The following is a 26,817-nucleotide window of genomic DNA, read 5'->3' as shown; positions in this document are numbered from 1 at the left end:
TTGAACTGAATTTTTTGTCTGCTAATGAGGGATACGATGCTTAATAACAAACTAAAAGGATTCGCGGTTTTGACTTTCGCCTGTTTGGGCGTGACCGCTTGTGGTGGCTCTGATAACAACAAGGATGAAGACACCTCGAAGACCGATACCTATGTACAATTTTACAATGCTTCTGTAGGGAGTACGGCTACTGCACTGAAGATTGGCGATAAAACCTATGAGAGTGTGAGTTACGCCGATGCGATGCCAAGGTTCACTTCAACAACTGGTGTCAGTGCCGTCGAGGTGATGGGGAAAGATGCGTCGAATAAGGATATTTCGATCTACAAAGAGAATATCGATTTAAAAACAGCAACCGACCATTTCTTTGTCTTGCATGGTGATTTTGCCTCACCCTCGCTGCTGAATATCAATTACTCCCGCACTGAGTTAGATAAGCAAAACGCCGAAGCGGACAAGAGTAAAATGCAGTTATTGATTGCTCACACCGCAACCAATGCGCCAGCGTACGATGCGTATATTGCCAAGGCGGATAAAGGCTTTGCCGATGCTGTGATGCTAGGCAGTGTTTCCTATGGTGAAGTCTCAACACCGCAGATTTTGGATACTGGGGATTACAAGGTTTACCTCGCCCCTGCGGGAACGACTAATGTGAGCTACACCACGGCAAGCATTAACTTTAAGACCAAGGTACCCTATAAGTTGATTTTAAGGGAAAGCTTTGGCGCATCAGCGGCTAAAATCAGTTTAGACAGCGTCGATTCGACCACCAATGTGCGAAACCATGTCGCCCTAGAAAGCAGTGTTGATTTTAGAGTATTCAATGGTTTAGCAACGCACAATGTCGATGTTAAAGTCGTGAGCAACAAGCAAGAAGCTCTATTTAGCAATGTGGCTCCCTTTGGCGTGACTGCTTATCAAGGCGCGGAGTTTAATGATTTTGGCGTGAGCGTATTTGACCATACGAGCCAAGCCAAATTGCTCGACAATGTGTTGATCACCCTTAATCAGGACGATATCAAAACCATCTTTATCTACGAGCAAACTACTGATCAGGGTAGCCAAGTTAAGGCGATGGAGATGAAGCAAACGCAAACACCAAGCCCATACAGCTTTAAGTTTGATATCGTCAGTTTTGCCGACAAGAGTAACCTGACGTTGTACTTCTTAAAAGCGAACGACACTATTGAAACTGCAAGCTATAAGATCAGTGCGGTTAATCCAACGGCGCCGCAGTCGTTAGTGGTGCCCAAAGGTGAGTATTCCATCAAGGTGATCGCGGTAGAAAATGGCACAAAAACCGTGGTTTATGCTTCAGAGATGATGGATTTTAATAACGAAGATAATGTCACTATGGTGCTGAATAAGGACGCTTCAACCAGCTTTGGCTATAACCTCGTTAAGCTCTAATCGCTTAGACTGGGCAATAAGCAGTCAATAGATTGGGCAATAAAAAAGCACTACCTTGGTAGTGCTTTTTCGTATTATGCGGCGTTATTCCGACAGTTTTAGCTCTTGGCCAGGCTTAATAATGCTCTTGGCATTCAGCTGGTTCCACTTCATTAAATCCGCGAGTTTCACTTTGTTTTTACGCGCGATTTTATCTAACGAGTCACCGGACTTCACCTTGTAAGTGCTGGCTTTCGCCGCTGGCTTATCTGCGGTTTTACTGCTGGCTTTAGTCTTTGCCGATTGAGACGTTGTTTGAGCTTTGCTCTGTTTTGGCGTTTCGGTCAAGGCGTTATCTTCGCTGTTCATTGGCGTTAACAGGGTTAACTCTTGGCCGATTTTAATTCTATCGGAGCTGAGGTTGTTTACCTGCTTTAACTCTTTGACTGAAATGTCAAATTTCGCGGCAATTGTGCCTAGGCTATCGCCGGATTTCACAATATAGCTCTGGCTGTCGTAACGTTTTTGCGCGTACAGCTTATGCTGATTCTCTTGATACTGACCAATGTTTTCAATCGGCAGGGCGATTTGGTATTTGCCTTTACTGGGGATCACGCTTTGGCGATAACCTGGGTTATAGGTTTTAAACTCCGCTTTAGTAAGCCCTGCTGCATTGGCGATTTGGCTTATTTCAACGCCATTGGGTGCGGGTAAACGCTCCAAAAATGGACGGTTGGCAATCGGCATCACCTTGAGATTGTAATGGCTAGGCGCGCGGATAATTTGAATAAAGGCGAGCCACTTAGGCACGGTTTGTACTTGGCGAGCTGGAATATTCAGCGACCAAAAATCCGTGGGTTTGCCCTTAGCTTTGTTTCTATCGATAGCGGCTTTGATCACTAGCTCGCCACTGTTATAGCCTGCAACCGCGTTGATCCAGTCGTTACCTAAGGTGTCGTGCAAGTGTTGTAGGTAGTCGAGTACGGCATCGGTTGAGGCGAGTGCATCTTTACGGCCATCGTAGGCTGAGTTGATAGTTAGGCCAAAGTTTCGTCCCGTGGCAGGGATCATTTGCCATAGTCCAGCGGGGCCATTTGCCTGGGCAAGCGGGTTATAACCACTCTCTACAATTGGCAGGAGTGCCAGTTCAAGCGGCATATTACGGGCTTCGAGCTGGCTGACTATATAGTATAAAAAAGGCTCGGCGCGCTGGGTCACCTGAGTCATAAACTTTTGCTTATCATCGAAAAAGTTACGTTGTTTGCGTACTTCGGCATCGTCATGTACATCAATAGTGCGCGCGTGTTGGATTTTCTCCCACACATCGGTGTAGCGCTCGTCGATAATGTTCGTTTCAACATGCTGAGGTTGTGCTGTATCTTCACTATTGCCTTCGGCTTCAGGCAAGGCTGCAGCGTATTCCGTTGGTGAAGTTTGCGCCGAAGTGGTTGCGCAGCCGCTTAGCTGAGCTGTCAAGATGGCGACCACGAGCGCAGCTAATGCACTGGGTTGGCGAAAGGTTTTCCGCATGATTATCCTGTAATCTTTGATGACTTGATGTTCCATGATTTGGCACATGCTAATCTGTTTTCGTATTTCTGAATAGCTTTGCTGGAAATTTGACCGCCTAGGTCACATTTAGATTTACGCCTAAATAGGCTAACATAGCGGCGATTTTTCATCGTAGTGGGTTACAGAGTGCAGACGTTAGCGCAGTTAAAAGCGGGACAATTAAAAGGGATTACTCGTTTACAATTGGTTGAAAACTTAACCGAGTTTCCGCGGGAGATCTTCGATTTAGCCGATACGCTCGAGATCCTCGACTTATCCAATAACCAGCTCAGTTCACTGCCCGACGATTTACCTCGCTTAGCCCATTTGAAGATTTTGTTTGCTTCGAATAACCGCTTTGAAGTGCTGCCAGAGGTGTTAGGCCAGTGTCCGAAACTGGAGATGATAGGCTTTAAGGCGAATCAAATTCATTCGGTACCTGAGGCGTCATTGCCCTTGCACACTCGCTGGTTGATCTTAACGGATAACCAAATCACCGCCTTGCCGGAGTGTATGGGGCAGTTGCAGCGTTTGCAAAAATTAGCCTTAGCGGGCAATCGCTTAACTTCGCTGCCAGCATCCATGGCCCAATGCCATAACTTAGAGTTAGTGCGTTTATCGGCAAATGCCTTAGCCGCGTTGCCGAGTTGGTTGTTTAAGCTACCCAAACTTACTTGGCTGGCGTTTGCGGGCAATCCCTTTAGTCATACGCTGGTCGATCCCCATGCCGATGTGGCCAGTGTGCCCAATGTGACACTAGCGGACATCGAACTCGGAGACAAATTAGGTGAAGGTGCCTCCGGTATTATTTACCAAGGGCGTTGGTTAAATTCCGCAATGGTGGCTGCCACGGGGAGCGAACATATTGCAGTGAAGCTATTTAAAGGGGAGGTGACCAGTGACGGTTACCCTGCCGATGAATTGGATTGTTGTTTAACCACGGGCGAGCATCCCAATCTTATCAAGGTATTAGCGCATATCAGCCAACAGGATCAGCTAGGGCTAGTGATGTCGCTAATTCCCCAAGGATTTTATAACTTAGGTTTACCGCCTTCCCTTGAAACCTGTACCCGCGACACCTTTAAGGCGGGGACCAAGTTCAGCCTGAAAGATATTACTAAAATAGCTTTGCAATTGGCTGACACCCTAGCGCATATGCACGCCCAACATATCAGTCATGGGGATGTTTATGCGCACAATATGATGATTAATCAGCAAATGTCACTATTATTCGGTGACTTTGGCGCCGCTTCAAACTTAGCAAAATTATCTACATCGGAGCGTAATGCCATGCAGGCCATAGAGGTGCGGGCCCTAGGCTGTTTGATTGATGACTTATTACCCTTTGCTGGTGCCAATGATGAAGCGCTGCGCGCTCAACTGCGACAGTTAAAAGCACTCTGCATGCAGCCGGAATTATCCTGCCGTCCACGGTTTAGTGATATCGCGAAAACATTAACTGCGCTGTGTTAAGTTAGCGCATATGGTATGAGTAAACTCGAGGGGTGGTTCCATTGGTGAAAACCGATGTAGAGATATTTAATCAAGAGCGACTCAATCTCATCAGCAATGGAGAGCTGGCATTATGAGTTCGATTTCAAAACTGGTTTGGCTTAGCCTCTGCGTAAGCTCGTTTTTCTCTGCACCCGTTTGGGCGGGATTTTGGGATAACCTTTGGCAGCCTGAACAACCTGTTGACCAAACCACACCACCTAAAAATGCGCAGCGTTTCGAGATTAGTGGGACTTTACCCGCTTATACCCAACTAGAACTTGTGGGTTACTACACTTCCTCTGTATGTACCCGTAAAGAAATACGTTTCCCGAATGGCGATATTGCCAATCCCTATCGCGCCACGCTGAATAAAAGTTCGGTATTACGCCAATCACTTGAAAGTGGCGCTGTCGTTAAACCATTCTCCCTTGTGTTAGCCCTGCAAGGGGGCGGAGATTGCGATTGGCAATTGGAGGATTTAGTCCTCGACCTTACCTTGGTGCCTAGTCATCCAATATGGCAAAAGGTTAAGTCATTAAAAGATGACTATTTACAGACGTCACCGCCATTAACACCCAGTAAACCGGCGGCCAAAGCCTCGCCCCACGATGGATTTTATTTGAGCCAGGAACTGACCATCGAGCCTGTGCTTGCTGGCAGCGAAGAAGATACTAATCTGGTTTCGGCGTTACCGCTTAGCCTTAATCCCGTTTATTACCCTGTGGTCATCTACAGCCCCAAAACAGATAGCGCCTTTGAGGTGCAACTTAAGAGTAATTTACAGTCGACCAGCAGTTTATGGTCGAGCACGGCAACGCAAATGGTGCGTTTCGATAAAGATGCTGTATTGAGGGTGGAGTTTAATCCCGAAATTTTGCCCGACTATCAAGTGAATGTGTGGCGTCAGCCTGACCATATCTCGGTGCATTACCCCGACGGCACTGAATATCGTTATCCACGCGGGGATGCGCGACTCTATGCCTATGGTAAGCCTGAATCTATGCTCAATACCTTAAGTGCGAGCACCAAGGCCGAAGATAAGCGATTGTTAGCACAAATCTATTGGGCAGGTTATGCACTGGCGAAGGATGAAGAAAAAGCGCGTAAATTCTACCGAGAGGCGGCCGAGGGCGATGACTTGATTGCTATTCAGTGGATGCAATCACAGGCAGCCTATGCGGGCGAGGTGGAGCAGAGCCGCTATTGGCTACAACGCGCGGCAAGGCTTGGAAATATGGAAGCTAAACTGGAGCTTATTCGTCAACCACTTGAGGTTATCCTGCGTGGTAAATTGAATACAGCCGAAGCAAAAAGCGCGGAAGTTAAGGCGTGGGAACAATTAAATGTATTAGTTAATCAAGGTGTCCCCGAGGCCATGGGGATGATGGCTCTCTATCAAGTATTGCCTTGGTCGCCCTACTATAATGCAACGGCGGCATTAGCCAATTATCGTTTGAGTGTGCAGGCTGATCCCGCTTTGGCCCTTAGCGCTGCCAGTGATTACTATTATTTGCTCGAGGATTTTGAACAAAGCCAAGAGTTTTGGGAGATTGCCGCCAAGCGGGATTTGTATGCTGCCGCAGAATATGCCGATATCTTATTGAAACCGGCGCAGCGCAACCCCCTAAGAGCTCGTTATTGGCTTGATAAGGTTGCCTCTCAAGGTGAAAAACAAGGTATTCAACAGGATGTGCTTGGTAAGGCTTATTTTCAATTAGCCAGTTTACTCGATGCTGGAGAGGGCGGCGAGGCCGACCCTAAGCGTGCACAAATCCTGTACCAGCAAAGTCTCGTATTGGCTGAACGTTTTTCAAATGATTATGCCGCTCAAGCGAAGGAAAGACTCAAATCCCTTGAAGAGCGCCGCCTGTAGCTAAGTTAACAGGGATAACTCGATAACAGGCTTATTCAAGCCATAGGCAAGACAGGGAGATTAATCTATGGCTTTTCAATTTGAGACCTATCGTTTTAATACCGAAGATGCGATCCAAGTATGTGTTGGAGCCTTTGCGCTCGCGGTGCCCATTGGATTTTCTGAAGAGGCATGGCAACTCGGAGAAACCTTGCCACTGCTGAATTTACTGATGTTATTGGGTTTGTCGTTGCTGTTCCTTGGGGTGTTTACTTATCAGAGTGTGTTTCAACAGGATATTCGTCACCGCCTACCGGTATTTATTTTTCGGATTATCGTTGCCTATTTGATAAGTGCTTGTGTCGTCAGTTTAGTGCTCTTGTGTATCGATAAATTGCCCTTAATTGACGACACTATGACTTCAATCAAACGGATTATCGTGATTAGTATGCCCGCTTCTATGGGGGCGATTGTGGTGGATAGCTTCGACAAGGAATAAATGTGGGTGGATATCATGACTTTTGTCACTGGTGCATTTAGGTTATGTTGCACATACTGGAACCCAATAGAACGATTGCAAAAGGACGCATTATGAACACAGCAACGCTTGCATTACTTATCCCTATTTTTGCCATTGTGGGCGGATATACAGTCGCGATTATGAAGATCCGCGAGCGCGGCAATTCCGTCAGTAATAAGCTTCAGGCCGAAAACCAACTGTTACGCATTGAGCTTGATAAATTACGCGAGCGGGTTGAAGTGTTAGAACAACTGGTGACCGACGAGAGTTTTCAATTAAAGCGCGAATTTAAGCGAGTCTAGTCCTAAATAATGGTCATGGTGCGGCTGAGTGCCATGACTATAGCTTGTATCTAGTTGCTTAATACTGCGTTTAAGGCTTTCGACAGAGCGCCACTATGCCTTCAAGCCTTCGCCTTGTCTAAAGCCTGTTTAACTCCCGCTGAATGAACAGATATTTAATACGATTGGTATAAGTCATCGGGTGAGTGAAATACCAAAACTGAGGTAGACTCGTGACAATTATGTTATTAGCCCAATATTGAGCCATTAAAGATCGAGTTAATATGTTTCTATCGCCGTATTTTTCAAAGCAAAATCAATCCATTTCTGTTTCTGCACAACAAGCCAGTGACTTCGCCAAGAAAATCGCCCAAGATTTCAATCCTATTCACGATGTCGGTGCAAAGCGTTTTTGTGTGCCCGGTGACTTGCTGTTTGCCCTCGTCTTAACCCAATACGGTTTAAGCCAGAATATGAAGTTTACCTTTGCTGGCATGGTTGGTGATGGCGTGGAGTTACAATTTCCGGAGCAAGTCAGCGACAGTTTTGCTATTTGTGATAACCGTGAAAAAACTTATTTACAGGTGAGCCGTCAAGGTGACATTAGCCGCTGCGACGCACAAACCGAATCCTTTATTCGCAACTATGTGGCATTTTCTGGGCATAATTTTATCGATATTTTGATGCCTTTGATGAAGCAGCATCAAGTGATGATTAACCCCGAGCGTCCCTTAGTGATCTACGAGAGCATGTCATTCGATTTAACCAGTCTCGACTTTGTGGAAGTGAAGTTATCGCTTGTACAACAGGAGCTTAAGATTGATGGCAAGCGCGGTGATGTGACGCTGCACTTTGAACTGCATAGCGGCGATACCTTAGTCGGTACCGGAATTAAAACCTTGGTCATGAGCGGCCTGCGCCCCTACGAAGAGGCGCAAATGCAGCAGATGTGTGCCGCTTACGAAGGGCGCAAAACCGAGTTTTAATTGAGTCTGAGGCCCGCTTTATCGCTCAGGTCTCTAGGGCGAGATAATTTGGGATAAAGAGTGGTTTGGGATAAGGCTTGAACTTGATCCCAAACCAAGGCGTTTTAATGCTAACTATGCTGCTCATCAATCGACAGTTGGGACACGGTATTTGCCACATTTTCTGCGCCAGTACGAATATTCCCCATCACAGCGGTCACTTCAACGAGTTGTTGTTTACCTTGCTCGGCAATTCGCTCTACCTCGTTCATCATGCTGGTGGCACTTGCAGTAAGTTGGCTGTTTTTGTCGACGACCGCTGCAATTTCACTGGTGGATTTACTGGTTCTTGCGGCAAGCTGACGTACCTCATCGGCCACCACGGCAAAACCTCGACCTTGTTCTCCTGCGCGGGCAGCTTCAATTGCAGCATTGAGCGCTAATAGATTGGTTTGGTCTGCAATAGCGCTAATCGTCGCTACAATTGCTTGAATACTTTGGGATTGCTCATTAAGTTGATTGATGGATTTTGTGGTCTTTACCGTTTGCTCGGCGATTGCATTTGAAGTATTTACGGTTGCATCGAGTAACTTCACGCCTTCAATAGCTTGCTCTACCGTGAGTTGCGAGGTTTCTAATGCAATATCCGCAGCTTCACGCACCGCTTTATTTTGTTCGATCCTTTTGGTGATATTGCTTGCAAATTTAATGACTTTTATCACTTTGCCATTTTCATTCACCACAGGGTTATATACGGCCTCTAGCCATACAGAATCCCCATAGGCATTTTTACGCTCGAATAGGCCTTTTTGATATTACCTTGTTTGAGTTCGTCCCAAAAGCGCGGATTTTGCTGATAAAAGGTATCGAAACAAAACATCCGATGGTGCTTGCCGACAATTTGTGATGCTTGATAACCCATGGTTTTTAAGAACTTTGGATTAGCCTGCAAAATAGTGCCATCGGGTTTAAATTCAATGACGGCTTGAGCGCGATCTAAGGCTGTAAAAATCGCTGCTTGATCATCGAGTTTGTGTTTATCTTGGGTAATGTCTGAGGCAATTTTCATAATTTTGATGACTTTGCCGTCCATCTTGATCGGAAAATAAGTTGCCCTTAACCAGACTTCTTCGCCATCTTTCCGGAACCGTTGAAAATTACCTTCTTTGGGTTGGCCTGATTTTAGGCTTGTCCAAAACTGTTGGTAGCTGGGTGAATTGGCTAATTCGGGGGAACAGAATAATCTATGGTGTTTGCCAACAATCTCTTGCAAAGAATAACCAATTTCTTTTAAAAATATTGAGTTAGCATCGATTATAAGCCCTTCTGGCGAGAATTCGATGGTGGCAATACAGTCTTTTATCGAGTCAATTGTGGCTTGCGCTTCCCTGCGTTTAGTTTCACTTAGCTCGAGGCTTTTACGTAATGAAGAATTAAACACTAAAGTACTCCTAATGAGTTTGGCAAACTCAGAAACGGCGATGTTTTTTAAGGCGCAAGAATATGTGTCACATTATAGTGTTAAATATAGCTGTGATTTAAGTTGCTGCTGGATTTGTGCATCATTTCTTGAGCAAGCTCAATACTAAAAAACCGTTCAGTAAGATCACTTATCCTGCAAAAAGTAAGCAAATGAAGTGGGATACTAAGGTAACCTCCTTGTTACCTTACTCCTTGGTCCCTGAGTTACGGGGTGTGAGTTAACCTATTTTTTCGATTTTGGCGGGCAGTCCTTGCCGCGCCGATGCGCCGCTGGCCCAGTCCACCAAAGGGTAGCGACCATGGCGGCTTGGGTCGAACAGATTTAAGTCGTTCATATTGACTCCGACGAGGATCAGCGGATTGGCAGCGATCTTCTTATCATCGATAACTATATCCCGTGCACCGAGTTCCTTATGGCCATAGCCGTGCTCGATGGCAATGCAGTCGGGATGCACGCCCGCCACACATTCCACTAAAGCCACCACACTGCCATTAGGCGTGCTGATCTTAACCGTATCTCCGGTTTTAATGCCAAAACGGGTGGCAGTTTGCTCATTGATGCGCACCGGATTATTGGGGTGCACTTGGCGTAAACGGTCCGAACCTATGCTCATCGAACTCATGGTGTGCGACTTATAACTGCTGATCAGCAGCGGCCATTGTGACTTATCGAATGCTTGCTCTAAGGGCGTGCCGTTGGCGAGTGCAGGGTGATAACGCCGTGGACAGCCACTCATATATTCACCACTTAAACTGTTGCGCCGACTGCCCACCTCTGGGTTCCACAGCATTAAGGGTTTTGGCCAAACCTTGCTGGGGTTACCCGCTTCGTCACGGCCTGCACTGATATTTTCAAAGCGGCCGCCACGGGCAAATAAGTAACTGACTTTTTTGACTTCTTCGGGTTTGAGTCTGGCATTCAGTTCCGCTTGAATGCGCCCAACCCCACTGAAGTAGATATCCTCGGCATTGATATCGGCAACGGGTTTACCTAGGTAGGCCACGTTTGCCGCGCCATAGAGCGAAAAGTCAGCCGCGCGGCTAAGAGGATGCAGACTGCCATCGGCGGCCTTGACCGCATTGTCACCAAAGCCGGGCAGATTGAGTTTTATCGCCACTTGGCTAAGGAAAGATTCCATACAAATCACATCGCCGTCAGCGGTTTTGGCTACCCTCGGCTCGACAATCGGCCAGCGCCCGGTAGCCTCTTTGGTGAGCGTGCCATGCCATGCGGCGCTCCAGCCCCAAGATTCATAGGTTAAGGTGTCGGGGACTATGTAGTCCGACAGCGCCGAGGTCTCATTGATAAAGCTGTCGATGCTGATAAATAGCGGCAATACTTTGGGATCTTTTAATTGTTCACCAATGGCTTCGCCGAGTCCTGCCTGACCATAAATCGGGTTACCCATATGGTTGATCCACGCCTTGAGTCGATAGGGATAACCATGCACCGCCGCGGTTAAATGTTCGCCCAGCAGGGGCGATGAGATGGGGAACCAAGGCTCCTTCGACGGATAGGGCGACTCTCCTGCCTCGATTTTACGGCGGTACTCAGAGGTTTTTTCGTAGGGGAACTTAGAGCGGGAAAGGAATACGCCCTTAGGTTCGACCATGCCGTCAAAGTCCTGCAAATTGTACCTTGGACCCGCACCAAAGGCGGGGAAAGTACCGCCCTTAGCTATCGCGCCGCCCTTAAGATTTAGGTTACCTATCATGGCGTTAAGCATCATGATCGCCCATGCGCTGTAAAAACCGTTAGCACTCATGGTGCCGCCGTGGGAAATCACCGCCGCCTTAGTGCCATGGCTAGTAAACTTGTGGGCGAGGGCCGCAATTTGCGCCTCGCTAATATCGCACTCCTTGGCGTAGTCGGCCATCTCGACGCTGCGCGCGGCTTCACTGAGCAGCTGAAAACTGGATTTCACGCTCAGCTCGCCCTTTGGCGTATTCACGCTTTGCTCAACCTCAAGTTGTGCCTTGGCGCATTGTCTGGCTGGTAGGATCTGCCCAGTAGCGGCATCGACAACCAGTGGAGAATCCTGCTCGCCATAGGCTTTGCCTTCGAAGGGCAGGCCGAGATCGCTGGCATACAAATATTGGCCGTATCTGGGGTGATTTGGCGTGCTGATGATTAAGAAGCTGGCATTACTAAAGCCTCGGTAGCCAGCTGCTTTCGCCGCCTCGGCATTGGGCGCGGTTAAAAACGCACTGGCGTAGCGCTGGTTATCGATAATCCAGCGCAGCATGCCCATGGCGAGGGCTGAGTCGGTTGCGGGGCGAATGGGCAGCCAAGTATTGTTACCCGCGCAGGGCTGGTTCGAGGTGTTAGGCAGCATGGGCGACACCACCACATAGCTGAATTCTCGCCCATCGACCCGAGCGTTGGCCAATTGCCGCGCTTGGCGTTTAAAAGGGTTGCCCGACTGCTGCGGCGAGGTACCGATAAACAGCAAAAACTCGCTATTGTCCCAATCGGGTTTAAGGTGAGCGTATTTCTTTAAATCGTCGAGCAGGGCACCCGCCCCAGCGCGATAGGTAAAGCCGCAATAGGCGCCGTGGTTGGCAAAATTTCGTGTACCGAAACTATTGAAGGTAAAGCGTTTAATAATGACATCTCGGCCTTCATCCGAGGCGTTTGACACTAAGAGCTGGTTTGCCTTGGGGCCATATTCAGGATTATTGGCATCGAGTGGCGTACTGATATCGCGAATTGCCCTTAAGCCTTCGACATGTCCCTCACCAAATAAGTCACCGCCATCGACGACCTCAGTCAGCAGTTGCTCGAAACTGATGCTTTGCCATTGACCACTGCCGCGCGGCCCGACCCGTTTAAGACATTGGGTGACGCGATAGGGGCTATCTAATTGTTCCAACATGGCATTGCCACGGGCGCAGGCGGTTGAGCGCCCCTGTAAGCCCTGCTCCTGATAGGCACTTAAGCCGACTAAGGCGGTTTTGATCCGGGTATCGAAGTCGATATGTTCCCGCGCCGAGAGTGGATGATAGGGATTGCCGCTGATGCGGAGGATCTTATCTGTCTTATTATCGATACGGGCGCGCACGCCGCATTTGGTCCAGCAGCCGAGACACATGGTATTGGCGATGCGTTGCTCATCGTTGCCAATCAACTGGCCTGAGGTTAAATCTACTTTATATTCAGGGGCTAGCGAATTGCCATGGATGGGATCTTGGGTGGTCTTGCCCGAACTGCCATTTACCACACCTTTGCCCATTTGCGCTAAGGTATGGCTGTAACCTGCGGCAAATAATCCCACGCCACCCGTCACAGCTGCGCCTTTGATAAAACGACGTTTACTCTTATCCATTACGGACTCCTTAATGCGGTAACTTTTCTTAATGCCAATGCTCTTAATTAAAGCGATGAGGCTCACAAGGTCTGTTGGGCTGAGCGTGGTTGATGGCGAATAAATTCAGACACTAACACCATCAGTGCGAGCCAGAGGCCGAAGGTGCCAGCGATGCCTAATAGGCCCTCTGGCCCCCATGGCAGTTGATAGAAGTAAGTGCCCGCACCGTATTTAGGGTCGGTTTGCGCTTGGATAAGTACAATCCAGCGAAATCCCCATGCCAGATGTACCGCCGTTAAACTGACGACTAACATCAATACCGAGGGGAGGCGGCGCACTGCTAATACCAATGCCAGCAAAGCGAGGGTGACTAAGACCCAAATGGCGGCCAGTTGCCAGCTTGGGCTGGTGTCTAATAACAACGCGGCTTCGTGCGCCGAGCCGTTATCGAATAAGGCCCAGCCGATAAGACACAGGGCGAAGAGGCCAAAGCTTGCCCTGACCCATTGCAGTAACCTGTCTTGGGTGCTGGCTTGATAACCGTGCAAAATGCGATTAAGCACGGCTAGGGTGCCGCAGGCGGCAAGCAGGGCACTGGTTGCCATCAATGGCGGCAACCAATAGGTATGCCAAAGTGGCCGCGCTTTGATCGCCATGGTCTCCATTCCGGTGTAAAGCGCAATCGAGCACGCACTCAAAGTGGCGATGAGCGCAATGGGTTTTAGCCATTTATCGCTGCTCCAATTACCGAATCTGAGCCATTGACCGATGCGGCTCAACCAATCCGCTTCTTCAGCCGAACTTGTAAGAGAAGAGTGCGCCTGAGGTAGGTAAGGCCGCAGTAACAACCAAGCAAACACTAGACTCGTGCCCGAAAATATCGGCAGTAAAAAGGCGCCGTACCACATCCACGAATACGGCCTGATTTGGGCATAGAAATGCCATGCCCGTAGCGGTTGATGTAGGTCAGCAAGCAGCGCAATCGGCGCGACTATACCTGCTGTGAGCATCAAGCAGGCGCAGAGCTTGAGCAGTCTGGCATCGGTTTGTTTTGCACTACATAAATGAATGGTCGCCACCCACACACTGGCGTAGGCCAAACCCATTAAAAAGAAGTATTGCACCGCCCATGGCAGCCAAGTGATGGCGATATCTGGAGTAAAGATTTCTTTAATGACCATGGTGGATCTCCTCGCCAGTGTCTGTCAGTAGGGTGCGAACGGGGGCTTGGCCGTTGATGCGATCTTCAAAGGCGCTGTTCATGCCGATGTAAAACACTCTAGGTCCCGTATTGGCATCGGGCTTGAGCACCTTGATATCCGCTTGATTCGCTTTGAGTAGTTGGCTGATGTGGCTGTGAGGATCGTTTAGATCGCCAATCACCCTCGCTTCGCCGACGCAGGTTTCGACACAGGCGGGTAAGAGTCCAGCTTCGAGCCTGTGAGCGCAGAAGGTGCATTTATCGGCGGTGTTGGTCTCATGGTTGATAAAGCGCGCATCATAGGGGCAAGCCTGCACACAATATCCGCAGCCGACGCACCATTCGTTGTTGACGACCACAATGCCATCTGGGCGTTGGAAGGTAGCACCCGTGGGGCAAATCGGGATGCAAGGCGGGTTTTCACAGTGATTACATAGTCTTGGCAACATCAAGAATGCGGGCGGCGTGGCTGCATCCTGTTGCGACACTTCGTATTGCTGCACTGTGGTACGAAATTGCCCCAAGGGCGGCAGGTTTTCGAAGGTACACGCCACGGTACAGGCCTGACAGCCAACACAGCGGCGCAGGTCAATCACCATGCCGTAGCGTTTGCCCGTAGCTGCAGTTTGTGCCTGTTGGGCTTGCACTTGCACGACGGGAATGAGCGCGGCGCCGACACTCACACTGGCCATTTTGCCGAGAAACTGACGTTTACTCTTGTCCATAGGGATTTCCTTCACTCTTACAGAAAGCTCACTTCATGCCCGTAGATATCAGCGGCTGAGACTAAGGGCTGGGTTTAAGGGCATTCTGGTAAAGTGAAGGGGGGATAACTATAGTGGTTTTCCACATAGCGGCAGAGGGTTTGATCTAGCGCAACAAATATTCGCTACAATAGCGCATTCTGCTGTGATTGTTTTTTGTAAGTTATGGGGACGAAGTATTGTACAGGACGTTATTTTACATACTCCAAACAGCGATGAGCGTTGGCTTTTGTGCTGCGCGATGGCCTAGTAATACGCTTATCATCTTATTGATATTATTAGTGTGTAGCCCTGCTGCCATGTCAAGCACGGGCGTGAATCCTGCCGCAGTTAACGTGCTTGGGAGGCAAGAGTCCACCACAGAATCATCAACATCCCTTACCTTAGCCGCCCTCGATGCAAATAACGCTTTGGTTAGCGACAGTCTTGCGACTTTGTCTTCCGAGGCGGGTTATCAAGTGGTCGATGTAGGCGTATTGGCCATTCGGGGCTATAAGAGCACAGTCAATCGTTGGCAGCCTTTGATGGGCTGGCTTGAGTCGCAAATACCTAATAGTTACTTTAGATTGCATCCTTTAAGCATTGAAGAATTAGCCAAAGGCGTTGAAACCGAAGCGTTGGACTTTGTTATCACTAACCCTGGGCAGTCGGTGATGTTGGCGCGGCAATTTTCCCTGTCTTGGCTCGCCACCCTACGAAGCCCAATCAATAATGGCGCCGCGATGCAAGTGGGGTCTGCGCTGGTGGTCAGAGCCGATTCACCCTATCAGACCTTACAGGATCTTAAGGGCAAGCGCCTTGGAATTGTCTCCAAAAATGCCTTTGGTGGTTATCTTACTTTAGTTTATGAGGCACAGCTTAAGGGCATAGATTTACCTGATTTTGTGGGGGAGATTATTCCCTTAGGCTTTCCACTCGATAACCTTATTTATCAGCTCGGTGCGGCAGATAAGCCAAGCGATAAATCCCCAAGTTTAGATGCAGCGGTCGTGCCTGTATGTCAGCTTGAGCAAATGCAGGCTGAAGGTTTGATCAAGCTGCAAAATTATCGGGTGCTCGATAATCAGGCGCCAGCGGGGTTTCATTGCCAAGTGTCGAGTCGGTTATACCCCAACTGGTCTATGGCTAAAACCAACCGTGCGACTCAATCGCTCGCAAAACAGGTGACTCAAGCCCTGTTTGCCCTACCCGAGGACAGTCCCGCCGCTAAAGCCGCTGAATCTGCGGGTTGGACCACGGCCGTTAGCCAACTGGCGATAGATCAACTCCTTAAAGATCTCGATATGCATCCCCTGCAAACGCCTTGGTGGCAGCGGGCGTGGCAATGGGTAAAACTGCATCAACATTGGGCATGGTTTGTGTTAACCATATTGGTATTGCTCAATGTGTACCATTTCTGGCTAGAATATCGTTTTAGTCGCCGCGGCCGTGAGTTGATAAACACCCAGAGACAACTCAGTGAAAACCGCGCCCTGTTGGAGCATGCCCAGCGGATTGCGATTGCGGGGGAGTTAGGGGCGAGCCTCTCCCATGAACTCAATCAACCTTTGGCGGCGATTGGCCATTATTGCCATGGCGCCGAGGTACGTTTACAACGAGGGACGAGTCCTGAAGAATTACAATCCGTGCTGACTTTAATCCAGCAAGAAGTCAGCCGCGCCGACAGTATTATCAGCCGTTTACGTAATTTATTGAAAAAGCGGCCTGTGTCTAAGCAGCTTCTGTATTTACATCAGTTAGTGAACGATACTGCGCCGCTGCTCGCCTATGAACTGGAGCAGCACCATATCCAGCTTTCGACCAATGTGAGCGGCGAAGCCTATCAATTGCCTTTAGATGAAGTGGGCATGCAGCAACTATTGCTCAACCTTTTGAAAAACGCCGCCGATGCCTGTGTGCAACGCCAGCAGAGCGAGGTCGATGCGTCGAAACCCTATCAGCCCACGATTGATATCGACCTGCGTTACCAAGAACACAAGCTACTGCTCACGGTCACAGACAATGGCACAGGTTTAACTGAGGATGCCAATCTGCTGATGCAGGCCTTTTATTCGACTAAGTCTGAGGGCTTAGGGCTAGGGCTGGTGATTTGCCGTGATATCGCCGAGAGTCATGGCGGCCGCTTTAGCCTAGAAACCGCTTTAAGTGGCGGCTGCCAAGCGCAGGTATCCTTACCCCGTAAGTTTGATGGAGCACCAGCATGAGCCACGCATTGCCCGTGTATTTAATCGATGATGATGAGTCGGTGCGCCGCTCGCTGCGGTTTATGCTCGAAAGCTATGGCCTGAATATCCGCGACTTTGATAGCGCCGAGGCGTTTTTTGCCGCCATCGACTTAAGCCAGCCTGGCTGCGCCTTAGTCGATGTGCGTATGCCGGGCTTAAGTGGGCCGCAATTACATGCGCAATTAGTGCAGCACAATAGTCCGTTGGCTGTGATTTATTTGACTGGCCATGGCGATGTGCCCATGGCGGTGGAGGCGCTAAAACTCGGGGCGGTGGATTTTTTCCAAAAGCCCGCCGATGGTGCCAAGTTGGCCGACGCAGTCGTTAAAGCGCTAGAGCATGCCAAGGCGCATTATCAAGATAATCAATATCTTCAGACTTATCAGACTCTCACACCGCGGGAGCGGGAAATCCTTACCCTTATCGCCAAAGGCTATAAGAATCAGGAGATTGCCGATACGCTGTGCATCGCTATGCGTACGGTCGAAATTCACCGTGCGAACTTAATGAAAGGCATGCAGGTCGGCTCGCTCGCCGAGATGATATTAATCTACGGCCGGATTGCCGATCGCCTTGCCCCCACATAAAACCGCCCTTGTTCGCGCGAATTGGCGTATCCTTGGCCGTTTGATGTGAGCTAACGCATTCAGCCCTAGGTGCTTAATTGCCAAGGCTCGACGATTGCCTTATTTTAGGGGCTAACTTTTAAGGCCAAGACTTTTAACGCTGATTTATGAAGTCTTAGGCCGCTTTTGGATGACCTTATCGTTCGCTTTGTGCATAAGGTGCTCCCGTTTGGATAAGGAATGAAATGCCAAGCTTGATTCGTATTGTGCTGATTGATACGCACCTTCCGGGCGTTGTGGAACTCGCCCTCAATGGCCATACCAATATTTGTGGTACTAACGCCTCGGGTAAAACCACTCTGCAACGTTTAGTGCCGGTATTTTATGGCGAATATCCTAGCCGCGTGGTGCCTTCAACCCGCGATAGTTTCGAGCGTTGGTACTTGCCACACGATTCAAGCTACATCATTTACGAATACCAAAAGGCCGATGGCTTGCTCTATCAAGCCGTGCTGGCATCGGCGGGTGATGGTAAAGGGGTGAACTACCGCTTTATCGCCAAAGGTTTTGAGTTAAGCGATTATATTAAATCGCAAAATGGTGACACTATTCTCTGCCACACCATGGCAGAACTCGGCCGGGATTTAAAACGCCAGGGCGTAGCCACCACCAACTTGCTCAACACCCGCGAATATCGCGCGATTATTCAAAACGATCGCACTTTGTTAAGCACGGGCAGCAACCGTAGCGAACTGCGAGCCTATGCGCGCCAATTTGCCCTGTGTGAAGGTGAGCATTCACTGCGCCATATCGAAAAACTCGCCAAGGCGGTGCACTCCAAAGAAGGCAAAATGGAAACGGTCAAATCGATGATCGCCGCCATTTTGGAAGAAGACGGGGTAAATCCACCTAGCTCACGCCTCAATCCGCAACGCGTCGAGGCGTGGATCCGCGAGAGCCAGTTAATCCAAGGCTTTGAAGTCATTCGTCCCGAGTTTGAAAAGCTCGAGCAGGAATTTAACCAACTGCTCAGCGCCGAGATGCGTCTCTCGAGCCTGTCCCGTGGCTATCGCAATGACGAAACCTTAGAGGCCGATCGGTTAGAGATCCAACAAACCTTGTCTAAGGAGCTGAATTTAAAGCTTCGAATGTTGGATGACGAATGGAAAGAAGTGCGTGATGAGTTAAACCTCGACCTATCCGCCGCCAAGGGCGATGTGGCTAAGTGCGAGTATGAGTTAGATGCCATTGAAGATCAGCACGGCGCCTTTTTAGATGCCAATATTGAGCAAGCTAAGGCTGACTTGGACATGCTGCCAAACTGGCGCGCGGACATGGAAAACTTAAGCGAGCGCCATAAGTTACAAACCGAAAAACACCAAGATATTGAAGCGGCTTACAATGCCCGCCGCAGCAAAATTGGCGAGCAGTTAAACCGCGAGCTCGAAGGCTTACACGCGGACCAAGACAAGCAACGCGAAGCGCGCGACAAACAGCGTGAAGTGGCAAGAGCCGATCTCGATGCCCTCGAAGCCCAATGGCGCAGCCAAATGGATGCGGGCAAGGCAAGCTTTAGCGAGCAGGAATATCAATTCAAACTCAATGCCGCCGAGCTTAAATTACGTGTCGATGGTGTGACCTACACCGAGGAAGAAAAGTTAAGCCTTGCGATTTTCGACGAGCGGATTCACCGCGCCGACGAAGAGCAAGAAAGCTGTAACGCTAAGGTGGAACGCTTAACTAGCGATGAGCGTAAGCTGCGCGCCAAACGCGACCAAGCTAACGAAGCGCTGCGTATCGCCAGCCTGCGGGTTAACGAGCGCCAAACCGCGCTCGATGAACTGCACCATATGCTGTTCCCGCAGTCCCATACCTTGCTCGAATTCCTGCGTAAGGAAGCCCAAGGTTGGGAGCAGAGTCTGGGTAAAGTGATTGCCCCCGAGTTGTTGCACCGCACCGATTTACACCCAACGGTCACGGGCGAGAGCGACACTGTGTTTGGGGTGCATTTAGATCTTAAAGCCATCGATGTGCCTGAATATGCCGCCTCAGAGCAGGAACTGCGTATTCGTTTAAGCAAGGCCGAAGAGGCTCTGCAAAGCGCGCAGGAATTACAGGCCGAGGCCGAATCTCTGCTGGTGGCGATTAACGTTGAGCTGGATAAACTCAGTCGTGAACTCACCTTTGCCCGCACGGCTTACAAAAATAGCCGCGATGATTTACGTCGTCTGTTCGATGAAAAACGCAGTGAGCAGGACAAGATCAACAAGGCGCTGGCCGAGCGTAAAGCCTTTGCCCAGCAGCGCTTAACTCAGCTCGATGGCGAGCTAAAGCAGCTTAAGCATCAGCATCAGCTCTGGCTCGAAGAGCAAAAGGAGCAGGCGCTCGAAGCGCGGATGGAAAAACAAGCCTACTGGCAGGAAGTCATTGGCGCGCTCGACAATCAACTCGGGCAAATCAAGGCGACTATCGACGCCCGCCGCGAAAGCGCTAAGGCCGAGCAAAAAGCCTGTGAAACCTGGTACAAAAACGAGCTTAAATCCCGTGGTGTGGATGAGGACAATATCCTTAAACTCAAGCAACAAATCCGTGAGCTTGAAACCAAAATCAGCCGCGCCGAGCAGCGTCGCAGCGAAGTATTGCGCTTCGACGATTGGTATCAACACACTTGGCTTATCCGTAAGCCCAAGCTGCAAACCCAGTTAAGCGACGTGAAACGCGCCGCCTCGGAAATCGATCAGCAGCTTAAAGCCAAGACTCAAGAAGTGAAGACCCGCCGCCAACAACTCGAGACCGAGCGTAAGGCCTCGGATGCGGCGCAGATTGAAGCCTCTGAAAACTTAACTAAACTGCGCGCCGTGATGCGTAAGTTGGCCGAGCTGAAATTGCCCGCCAACAATGAAGAGGCCCAGGGTAGCCTTGGTGAGCGCCTGCGTCAGGGCGAAGATTTACTGCTAAAACGCGATTATTTGATGGGCTCGGTTAAGCAATATGTGGAGCATTTCGACTCTGTGATTGCCAGCAAGTCAGGCTCAGGTTTAGCCGAGACTTGGGAGCGCGCCCGTGAAGAGTCGAGCTTTATCAACGACAAAGGTATTCGCCTGTTGGATTACCGCAAGCTTGTGCCGCAGCTAGAACAGTTACTCAATGTGATGGTGCCGCAATCGATTATGGCGCTGCGTGAACAGGGACGGATCTTCGGGGTCGATTTAACCGCCTTCTACGATGTACTTGCCGATATCGATCGTCGAATCGCCTCCCAGAGTGCGCGTATTACCCGCGAAGTGGGCGAAGAGTTATTCCTCGATGGCGTATCGGAATCTGCGGTCCGCATTCGCTCTAAGATCAGCGAATTAGAGTTTTGGCCTGAGCTTGAGCAATTCGTTAAAGCCTTCAAACAATGGAAGGCCGACGGCTTTAATGGTCTGCCCGATGAGGAATACACCAACAGTATGCGCCGCGCCTTAGACATTATTGGCCGCGCGGCCTTAACCGGCGGTATTGCTAAGTTGCTGGAAATCGAGTTGCGCCTCAAAGAGGGCAATAGCGACCTGATTATCCGCACCGACAGACAGCTGAACGAATCCTCGAGCCACGGTATGGCTTACCTGATTTTATGTAAGTTCCTGTTGGCATTCACGCGCTTGCTACGTGGCCGTGCCGATGTGACCATTCACTGGCCGATCGACGAGCTGGGTACGCTGCACCATACCAACGTGAAGAAGATTTTCGATGCCTGTGGTAACAACAATATCAGCGTGTTAGGCGCCTTCCCGAACCCAGAGTCAGAAGTGCTGAACCTGTTCGAGAACCGTTACATTATTAATAAACAAACCAAGAAGTTGCAGGTGGTGAAGCCCAAAGCCAATCCGATTGCCGATTTGTTGAGTAAACGCCTGAGCAAGGAGGCCATCTAATGAGTGCCATGAATGAGTCAAACCAAACCGTATTAGTCGGCACGGGCGCCATTATCGAACTCTTGCTAAAAGGTGAGTTTATTTGCCGCACCACCAATGAAGATGGCTGGCGCGCATTAAAAAATCACAGTACCCGCGAGCGGGTCGAGGCTTATCTTAATCAAATCAATCGCACCGTGGCTTCGGCCGCCGAGGGGGATGTGTTTTTCTGCGGTTATTTGCAGTTAGGCGAGAGCGAGCGCAAGGTGATTTCATCGCAGTTTAAGGATATTTGTCAGGCACTTATCCCCATGGTGGAGTGGCTGGTATTAGTGCAGGAAGCCAGCGGCCAAGATGCTCCCTTAAGCGAAGGCGCGCCAGTGCGATTAACAGAGCTGCAAAGCCGAATTGAAGATACGCCCGCGTTTCGTGAGCAGTTGGCCAAACTCAGCCAATACCGCTTATTCGGCTCAACCAGTACCAATAGTGATGCGCAAATTAAGTTAGTGTTCAAACGCTTAGTGGAGCTTGGTTATCTGGTGCGCCCTAACGTTGAAAAACAAATTTATATCGCCACCGGCAAGCTGGATTACCTGTACGAAGTGATCCGCTTTATCGACGAGACCGAAGGCCTAAGCCTTGAAGCGCAGGCGGAAACGGCGACGCAGCGGGATTTACTATGATGCCTTGGACAATAACGCATAGCATCAACCAAGGAGGCCGTGATGAGCAGTAACTTACATCAGGCTGGGGTGAAGCTGCTCAAACAGTTAGGTCGCCATGCTGACATCATTATGGATGCCTATCTGGCCGGTTCGCTCAAGGAAGAGAGCCATGATCCCGCCGTGGTTGAAAAACTCAAGCAGGCGGGGATTTTATGGCGCCCAGAGCCAGACCAAGAGCTGCGCCTTAAACGCTCGGTGCGTGCCTTGCTCGAAGAGGGCTTAAGTGATGAGCGCAATCGCCAAATCGACTCCAACGTCGGCTCGGCGCTCGCCACCATTAAGACCTTGGCCGACCACTATAAAGAGGCGCGCCACAGCTCAGACTACAGCGCCGCCGAGGCGTATCTGTCTGATTTAAGTGAGCATGTGTATAGCTTTGCCGACAGTTTGCGCTACTCCATCCGCGTGTTGTGGGGGCGGATCAACAACGAGTTCGGTTATGTCGGCACCATTAACGCTAAGATCCGTGAAAACGAACTCGCCCAGAGCCAAGTGTCTGAATTGCTCAATGGTTTGGAGATGTTCCAGTTTAGCGAATTAGGTGAAATCGCCGGTGATATCCGTGAGTTGCGTAAGTTGCTGGTCACGACCTTGCAGGAGACCATGAGCGACTGCGCCCAGGAACTCAGTGTGGTGCAGGGTAGGTTGCTGGAACTTCTCGGGCGCTTTAGGCAAATTCGTGGTCGTACTCGCTTGCTTAAGGGCTGGTTACTGTACACAGATTTGCATCCTGATTATCGCCCTGCAGACCATGTGTCGCACAAGGAAATCCCAAGCCTTTTCAATCGCGCCGAAGTGCTGTTGGCCCCAGCGTCTGTGGATGTGCATAACGCCAGCCAAGAGTTTGAGCTGATGAACATCGTCGCCCATATCAAGGCGATTAGCCGTCAGGGCGTGATAGAAACAGTGCGTGAGCAGGATGTGAGCGTGTCGCTTACTCAGAGTGAAGACTTTGATATTCCTGATAATCCACTCAAGCAAGCCGTAGATGCCTATTTTGTTGATGTGATTGAGTCTGGCTTACGTCAGTCGGCGCTCGACTACTTAGCCGAAAAAGCCCTGCCATGGGATGCTGAAAGCTGGATTTATCAAGTGATTGGCGGCTACGACGGCTTACCCGATGAGCATAAAGCCTATTTCGAGTTAGAACCCTTAGGCGAACCCCATCCGATCTACAGCGGTAACTTTATTATCCGTGATGTGGAATTATGGCTCGCCTAGGTCGGCAGCAGTTGCAACTCTTGGAGGGCGTTTATCTTAACCGCTCTCCAAGGGTGAAACTCACCCCGAATTGGCGAACGATTTACCGCGAGTTAGAAGTGGGCGAGCTGGATGGTGCAGAAAAATATTTGTGTTTTGCGCCGCGGGATTTTGAGTTGCTGCGCCAGGGCGTGTTGGCAAAAGAGGGCGTCGATTTACAGGCGCTGGATTTTAATCTAGACCGTATTGCCATGTCCGCCCAAAGCCAGAATGAAAAGCTGGCGAGTATTCGCCCCGAAGCCGAGTATGTTTTGTTGAAGTATCTCGGGTTTGAGTCATCTCCCGTGGGGATGTCTGCGCGTTCTTCGTTACGTATCCCCTTAGATGAAGCAGAGCAGCTTTGCCATGATCTTAATGTTAACGCCATCTTAGTGGTTGAAAACCTAGATATATTCGATGCCATCACTCAAGCGCGCCTACCTGCCGAACTTAGCCGCGTTATGGTGATTTACCGTGGTAGCGGCCACCATTCACCCATTGGTGTGCGACAGTTTTTACAGGCGATGGTAGGTAAAATGCCGATTATTGCCTTTACCGATCTTGACCCCGCAGGGTTGCAAATTGCCCATACCTTAACGGGCATGACCCATTGTATTGTGCCGCAGTTAGCGCTTTTTGCGCCCAACGAGTTACTCGCTATCCCACAAATTAATTCCGCTGATGACTTTGCCAAGCAAGCGCCTCAGGCTAAATATTTACAGTCAGCCGATTTAAAAAATTGGCGGCCATTAAGCCTTTGGTTAACTCAGCAACGTATTAGCATTAAACAGCAGCACCTGCTGGCGCATCGGCTCGAGCTAGTGCTACTGGCATATTGTTAGTCGTTATCCTTCCCCATCTCTCTGTAAATATCACGATTTGTAGTTTTTAATTCTAATTAAAATGTTTATTTGGATTTTAAATCTAGCTTTATTCAGGCTTAATCGATTAATTGTGTTTATTTGGTTTAAATACTGTTTAAATTTTGATTTTTCAACTTGTGATTTAACTGGGTGATTATTAATCGATAATTTTATTTTTAATAAAAATCAGTTAAATACAAAATTTTTGTGATGGGTTTGGCTTAATTGAAAATGAAATAAGTAAATTTATTCATTGAATTTACTGCCAGCATGTTTCACTATCCCCGCCTGAAGCGAAAAGGGAATGGCGATTTTGCTCATCAAGGAAGATGAAGAATAAAAGATGAGCTACTTGGGGAAACCATAAGCATGATTAAATCACTTTCGACACGGATCTTTATCGGTCTGTTTGCGGGACTTATTCTTGGCACCTTAGTGCAATATTTTCTAAACGATATTGGCTTCTTTTCTGGCAATTTAGTCGAACTGGCTGGCGGCGTCGGCACTATGTTCGTCAATATGATCATGATGTTGGTCGTGCCTCTGGTATTTGTCAGTATCGTTTGCGGCGTATGTGAGCTGCAGGACTTAAAAAGCTTTGGCCGCCTTGGCGGCAAAACCTTCGGCTTTTACATCGTTAATACCCTGGTCGCTATCTCTACCGCCCTATTAGTCGTATTACTGCTCGACCCAGGTAAAGGCGTCGATATGAGCAGCACAGATGGTGTGGCCATTACCGCGACCGAACTCCCCAGCTTAATGGCGCTGCTAATTGATATAGTGCCTCGTAACCCGGTGGCGGCTTTTATGTCGGGCAATATGCTGCAAGTGATCTTTATGGCACTGATGCTGGGCGGGGTGATTAAATCCCTCGGCGAGCATGTAGCTGGCGCGGTACAAGGTTTTCAAACCGCCAATAAAATCATGATGAAACTGATTTCTGTGGTGATGAGCCTTGCGCCTTATGGGGTGTTTGCGCTGATGTTTAAGTTAGGCGCCACCTTAGATGCGGCGGTATTTATGAGTGTGCTCGAATATGTCGTGATCATTCTGGCGCTGTTATTACTGTGGATTTTTGTGGTCTATCCGCTGGCGGTGGGGTTCTTCACACCGATTTCGGCCAAGCGCTTTCGCGAGAAAACCCAAGAGCAAGTACTGTTTTCCCTGTCTACCGCTAGCTCTAATGCCACCATTCCTGTAACCATGCGCACCCTAACGGAAAAGCTCGGGGTGAATCGCGCCGTCGCAGGCTTTGGTGTGCCGCTTGGGGCGACCATGAATATGGGCGGTGTGGCGATTTATATCACGATTGCAATTTTCTTTGTTGCCAATGCCTTCGGAATGCCAATCACCAGCGAGCAACTGCCATCGCTACTGTTTAGTATCTTTTTGTTATCTGTTGGCGCGGGTGGTGTGCCTGGTGGCGGCATGGTGATGATTGGGGTGTTAATCCATCAAATGGGTCTGCCGATTGAAGCCTTTGCGATTGTGGCCGCGCTGGATCGCATCATCGACATGGTGCTGACCTCCTGCAACGTAGTTGGCGATACCGCGGTATTGACCATAGTCGATCAAACCGAAAAGGCCCATCAAGTCGAGTTGGTTGATAGCGAGTCTTAAGCAACAGAATAAAAAAGCCACTGATTACAGTGGCTTTTTTATTGATTATTTGCGTGTCAGCTTATCCAAGTAGCCCATAGCAAAGGCCGATAACACAAAGGTGATATGGATCAGCAAGTACCACATGATTTTGTCGTTATCGATATTCTTCACATCCATAAAGATTTTTAGCAGGTGGATAGACGAAATCGCCACAATCGAGGCAGCCACTTTGTTTTTGAGTGAGCCTGAATCTAATTTACCCAGCCAGCTGAGCTTCTCACTGTCTTCGCCCACATCTAGCTGTGAGACAAAATTCTCATAGCCAGAAAACATCACCATCACAATCAAGCCACCGACAAGGGTGATATCAATCAAGGACAGGGTGACCAGCACTAAATCCACTTCACTCATTTCAAAAATGATCGGCAGAATATGGAAGATTTCTTGGAAGAATTTAATGCCTAAGCCCAATAGCACTAGGCTGAGCCCCAAGTAGATGGGCGCCATAATCCAGCGTGATGCATACATGAGCTTTTCAAATATTTGTTCCATATGGAGTAAACCCTTAGTGGTTAAAGCGTAAAAATCAAATCAATGAAGCCAAAACAATAACATACTGAGTTAACGCTGTGCTATGCGCCACAGTATATAGCGTGAGTTGGACGCAATAATTTTCCAGCTTTTAGTCGAATGCCAGACAATTCGATGCTGAAAAATGTAGCTAAAAGATATGGCTAGTAAAATATTTTTCAAGTGAATCATTGTAGGATGAACATAGAGATATGTTGAAAATAAGGAAATAAATCTATTGATTTAGTCTGACATGCTATAGAAGTGGATGAACTGTTATAAATATTCTGTATTTTTAGGGGAAATCCCTTATTTTGCATTTAA

General features: G+C 49.0%; 18 protein-coding genes and 1 pseudogene. 13 read left to right on the top strand and 6 right to left on the bottom strand.

The window, feature by feature from the left end; translation table 11 throughout:
• Positions 1-36: 36 nt before the first annotated feature.
• Positions 37-1,410 (top strand): DUF4397 domain-containing protein, encoded by a 1,374-nt coding sequence (locus SHD_RS19620; protein ID WP_023268727.1) that lies wholly within the window; start codon positions 37-39, stop codon positions 1,408-1,410.
• A gap of 84 nt (positions 1,411-1,494) precedes the next feature.
• Here SHD_RS19620 and SHD_RS19615 read toward each other — a convergent pair whose 3' ends face one another.
• Positions 1,495-2,919 (bottom strand): LysM peptidoglycan-binding domain-containing protein, encoded by a 1,425-nt coding sequence (locus SHD_RS19615; RefSeq protein ID WP_039978765.1) that lies wholly within the window; start codon positions 2,917-2,919, stop codon positions 1,495-1,497.
• Between the two features lie 168 nt (positions 2,920-3,087).
• On the opposite strand from SHD_RS19615, the gene SHD_RS19610 reads away from it, so the two are divergent.
• The 5 genes from SHD_RS19610 (at position 3,088) to SHD_RS19590 (ending at position 8,073) form a co-directional block, all read left to right on the top strand.
• Positions 3,088-4,413, top strand: coding sequence for a leucine-rich repeat-containing protein kinase family protein (locus SHD_RS19610; protein ID WP_023268725.1), 1,326 nt, complete (start codon positions 3,088-3,090; stop codon positions 4,411-4,413).
• Positions 4,414-4,525: 112 nt separating this feature from the next.
• Complete coding sequence (locus SHD_RS19605; RefSeq protein WP_023268724.1) at positions 4,526-6,307, top strand: SEL1-like repeat protein; 1,782 nt, start codon at positions 4,526-4,528, stop codon at positions 6,305-6,307.
• A gap of 67 nt (positions 6,308-6,374) precedes the next feature.
• On the top strand, positions 6,375-6,785 hold the full coding sequence (locus tag SHD_RS19600) for a DUF2391 family protein (protein WP_023268723.1): 411 nt from the start codon (positions 6,375-6,377) through the stop codon (positions 6,783-6,785).
• A 92-nt stretch (positions 6,786-6,877) separates the two neighbouring features.
• Positions 6,878-7,108, top strand: a complete 231-nt coding sequence (locus SHD_RS19595; protein WP_039978763.1) for a hypothetical protein — start codon at positions 6,878-6,880, stop codon at positions 7,106-7,108.
• Positions 7,109-7,371: 263 nt separating this feature from the next.
• Positions 7,372-8,073 carry a DUF3581 domain-containing protein gene (locus SHD_RS19590; protein ID WP_023268721.1) on the top strand — a complete coding sequence of 234 codons (702 nt, stop codon included), beginning with the start codon at positions 7,372-7,374 and terminating at the stop codon, positions 8,071-8,073.
• Positions 8,074-8,183: 110 nt separating this feature from the next.
• Here SHD_RS19590 and SHD_RS22405 read toward each other — a convergent pair.
• The 4 genes and pseudogenes from SHD_RS22405 to dsrO form a co-directional block, all read right to left on the bottom strand.
• Positions 8,184-9,493 (bottom strand): annotated as a pseudogene (locus SHD_RS22405) (methyl-accepting chemotaxis protein).
• A gap of 259 nt (positions 9,494-9,752) precedes the next feature.
• Entirely contained in the window at positions 9,753-12,860 is a 3,108-nt protein-coding gene (locus SHD_RS19580; protein WP_039978761.1) for a tetrathionate reductase subunit A, read from the bottom strand.
• 62 nt (positions 12,861-12,922) lie between these two features.
• A complete protein-coding gene (gene nrfD, locus SHD_RS19575; protein WP_023268717.1) occupies positions 12,923-14,023 on the bottom strand; it encodes an NrfD/PsrC family molybdoenzyme membrane anchor subunit in 1,101 nt (366 codons plus the stop codon).
• The gene (gene dsrO, locus SHD_RS19570) at positions 14,013-14,768 is read right to left on the bottom strand and encodes a sulfate reduction electron transfer complex DsrMKJOP subunit DsrO (RefSeq protein ID WP_023268716.1); all 756 of its coding nucleotides are present in this window, start codon (positions 14,766-14,768) and stop codon (positions 14,013-14,015) included. The genes nrfD and dsrO overlap by 11 nt, the downstream gene beginning before the upstream one ends.
• A gap of 254 nt (positions 14,769-15,022) precedes the next feature.
• On the opposite strand from dsrO, the gene SHD_RS19565 reads away from it, so the two are divergent.
• From SHD_RS19565 to SHD_RS19535, 7 genes are all read left to right on the top strand, one after another.
• A complete protein-coding gene (locus SHD_RS19565; RefSeq protein ID WP_052031086.1) occupies positions 15,023-17,011 on the top strand; it encodes a sensor histidine kinase in 1,989 nt (662 codons plus the stop codon).
• Complete coding sequence (locus SHD_RS19560; protein ID WP_023268714.1) at positions 17,008-17,619, top strand: response regulator transcription factor; 612 nt, start codon at positions 17,008-17,010, stop codon at positions 17,617-17,619. Before SHD_RS19565 ends, SHD_RS19560 begins: the two co-directional genes overlap by 4 nt.
• 224 nt (positions 17,620-17,843) lie before the next feature.
• Entirely contained in the window at positions 17,844-21,515 is a 3,672-nt protein-coding gene (locus tag SHD_RS19555) for an ATP-binding protein (protein WP_023268713.1), read from the top strand.
• Between the two features lie 8 nt (positions 21,516-21,523).
• The gene (locus SHD_RS19550; RefSeq protein ID WP_039978974.1) at positions 21,524-22,177 is read left to right on the top strand and encodes a condensin complex protein MksE; all 654 of its coding nucleotides are present in this window, start codon (positions 21,524-21,526) and stop codon (positions 22,175-22,177) included.
• A 42-nt stretch (positions 22,178-22,219) separates the two neighbouring features.
• Positions 22,220-23,440 carry a hypothetical protein gene (locus SHD_RS19545; RefSeq protein WP_023268711.1) on the top strand — a complete coding sequence of 407 codons (1,221 nt, stop codon included), beginning with the start codon at positions 22,220-22,222 and terminating at the stop codon, positions 23,438-23,440.
• The gene (locus SHD_RS19540; RefSeq protein ID WP_023268710.1) at positions 23,428-24,300 is read left to right on the top strand and encodes a DUF7281 domain-containing protein; all 873 of its coding nucleotides are present in this window, start codon (positions 23,428-23,430) and stop codon (positions 24,298-24,300) included. Before SHD_RS19545 ends, SHD_RS19540 begins: the two co-directional genes overlap by 13 nt.
• Before the next feature lie 390 nt (positions 24,301-24,690).
• Positions 24,691-25,941, top strand: coding sequence for a dicarboxylate/amino acid:cation symporter (locus tag SHD_RS19535; protein ID WP_023268709.1), 1,251 nt, complete (start codon positions 24,691-24,693; stop codon positions 25,939-25,941).
• 45 nt (positions 25,942-25,986) lie between these two features.
• Here SHD_RS19535 and SHD_RS19530 read toward each other — a convergent pair whose 3' ends face one another.
• Positions 25,987-26,475: a TIGR00645 family protein gene (locus SHD_RS19530; protein WP_023268708.1), complete on the bottom strand. Its 489-nt coding sequence runs from the start codon at positions 26,473-26,475 to the stop codon at positions 25,987-25,989.
• Positions 26,476-26,817: the final 342 nt, after the last annotated feature.

It is taken from the genome of Shewanella decolorationis S12 (assembly GCF_000485795.1).
Lineage (GTDB): Bacteria > Pseudomonadota > Gammaproteobacteria > Enterobacterales > Shewanellaceae > Shewanella > Shewanella decolorationis.
The sequence above is the reverse complement of the archived record's forward strand: the minus strand, read 5'-3'. Positions and strand labels throughout refer to the sequence as shown.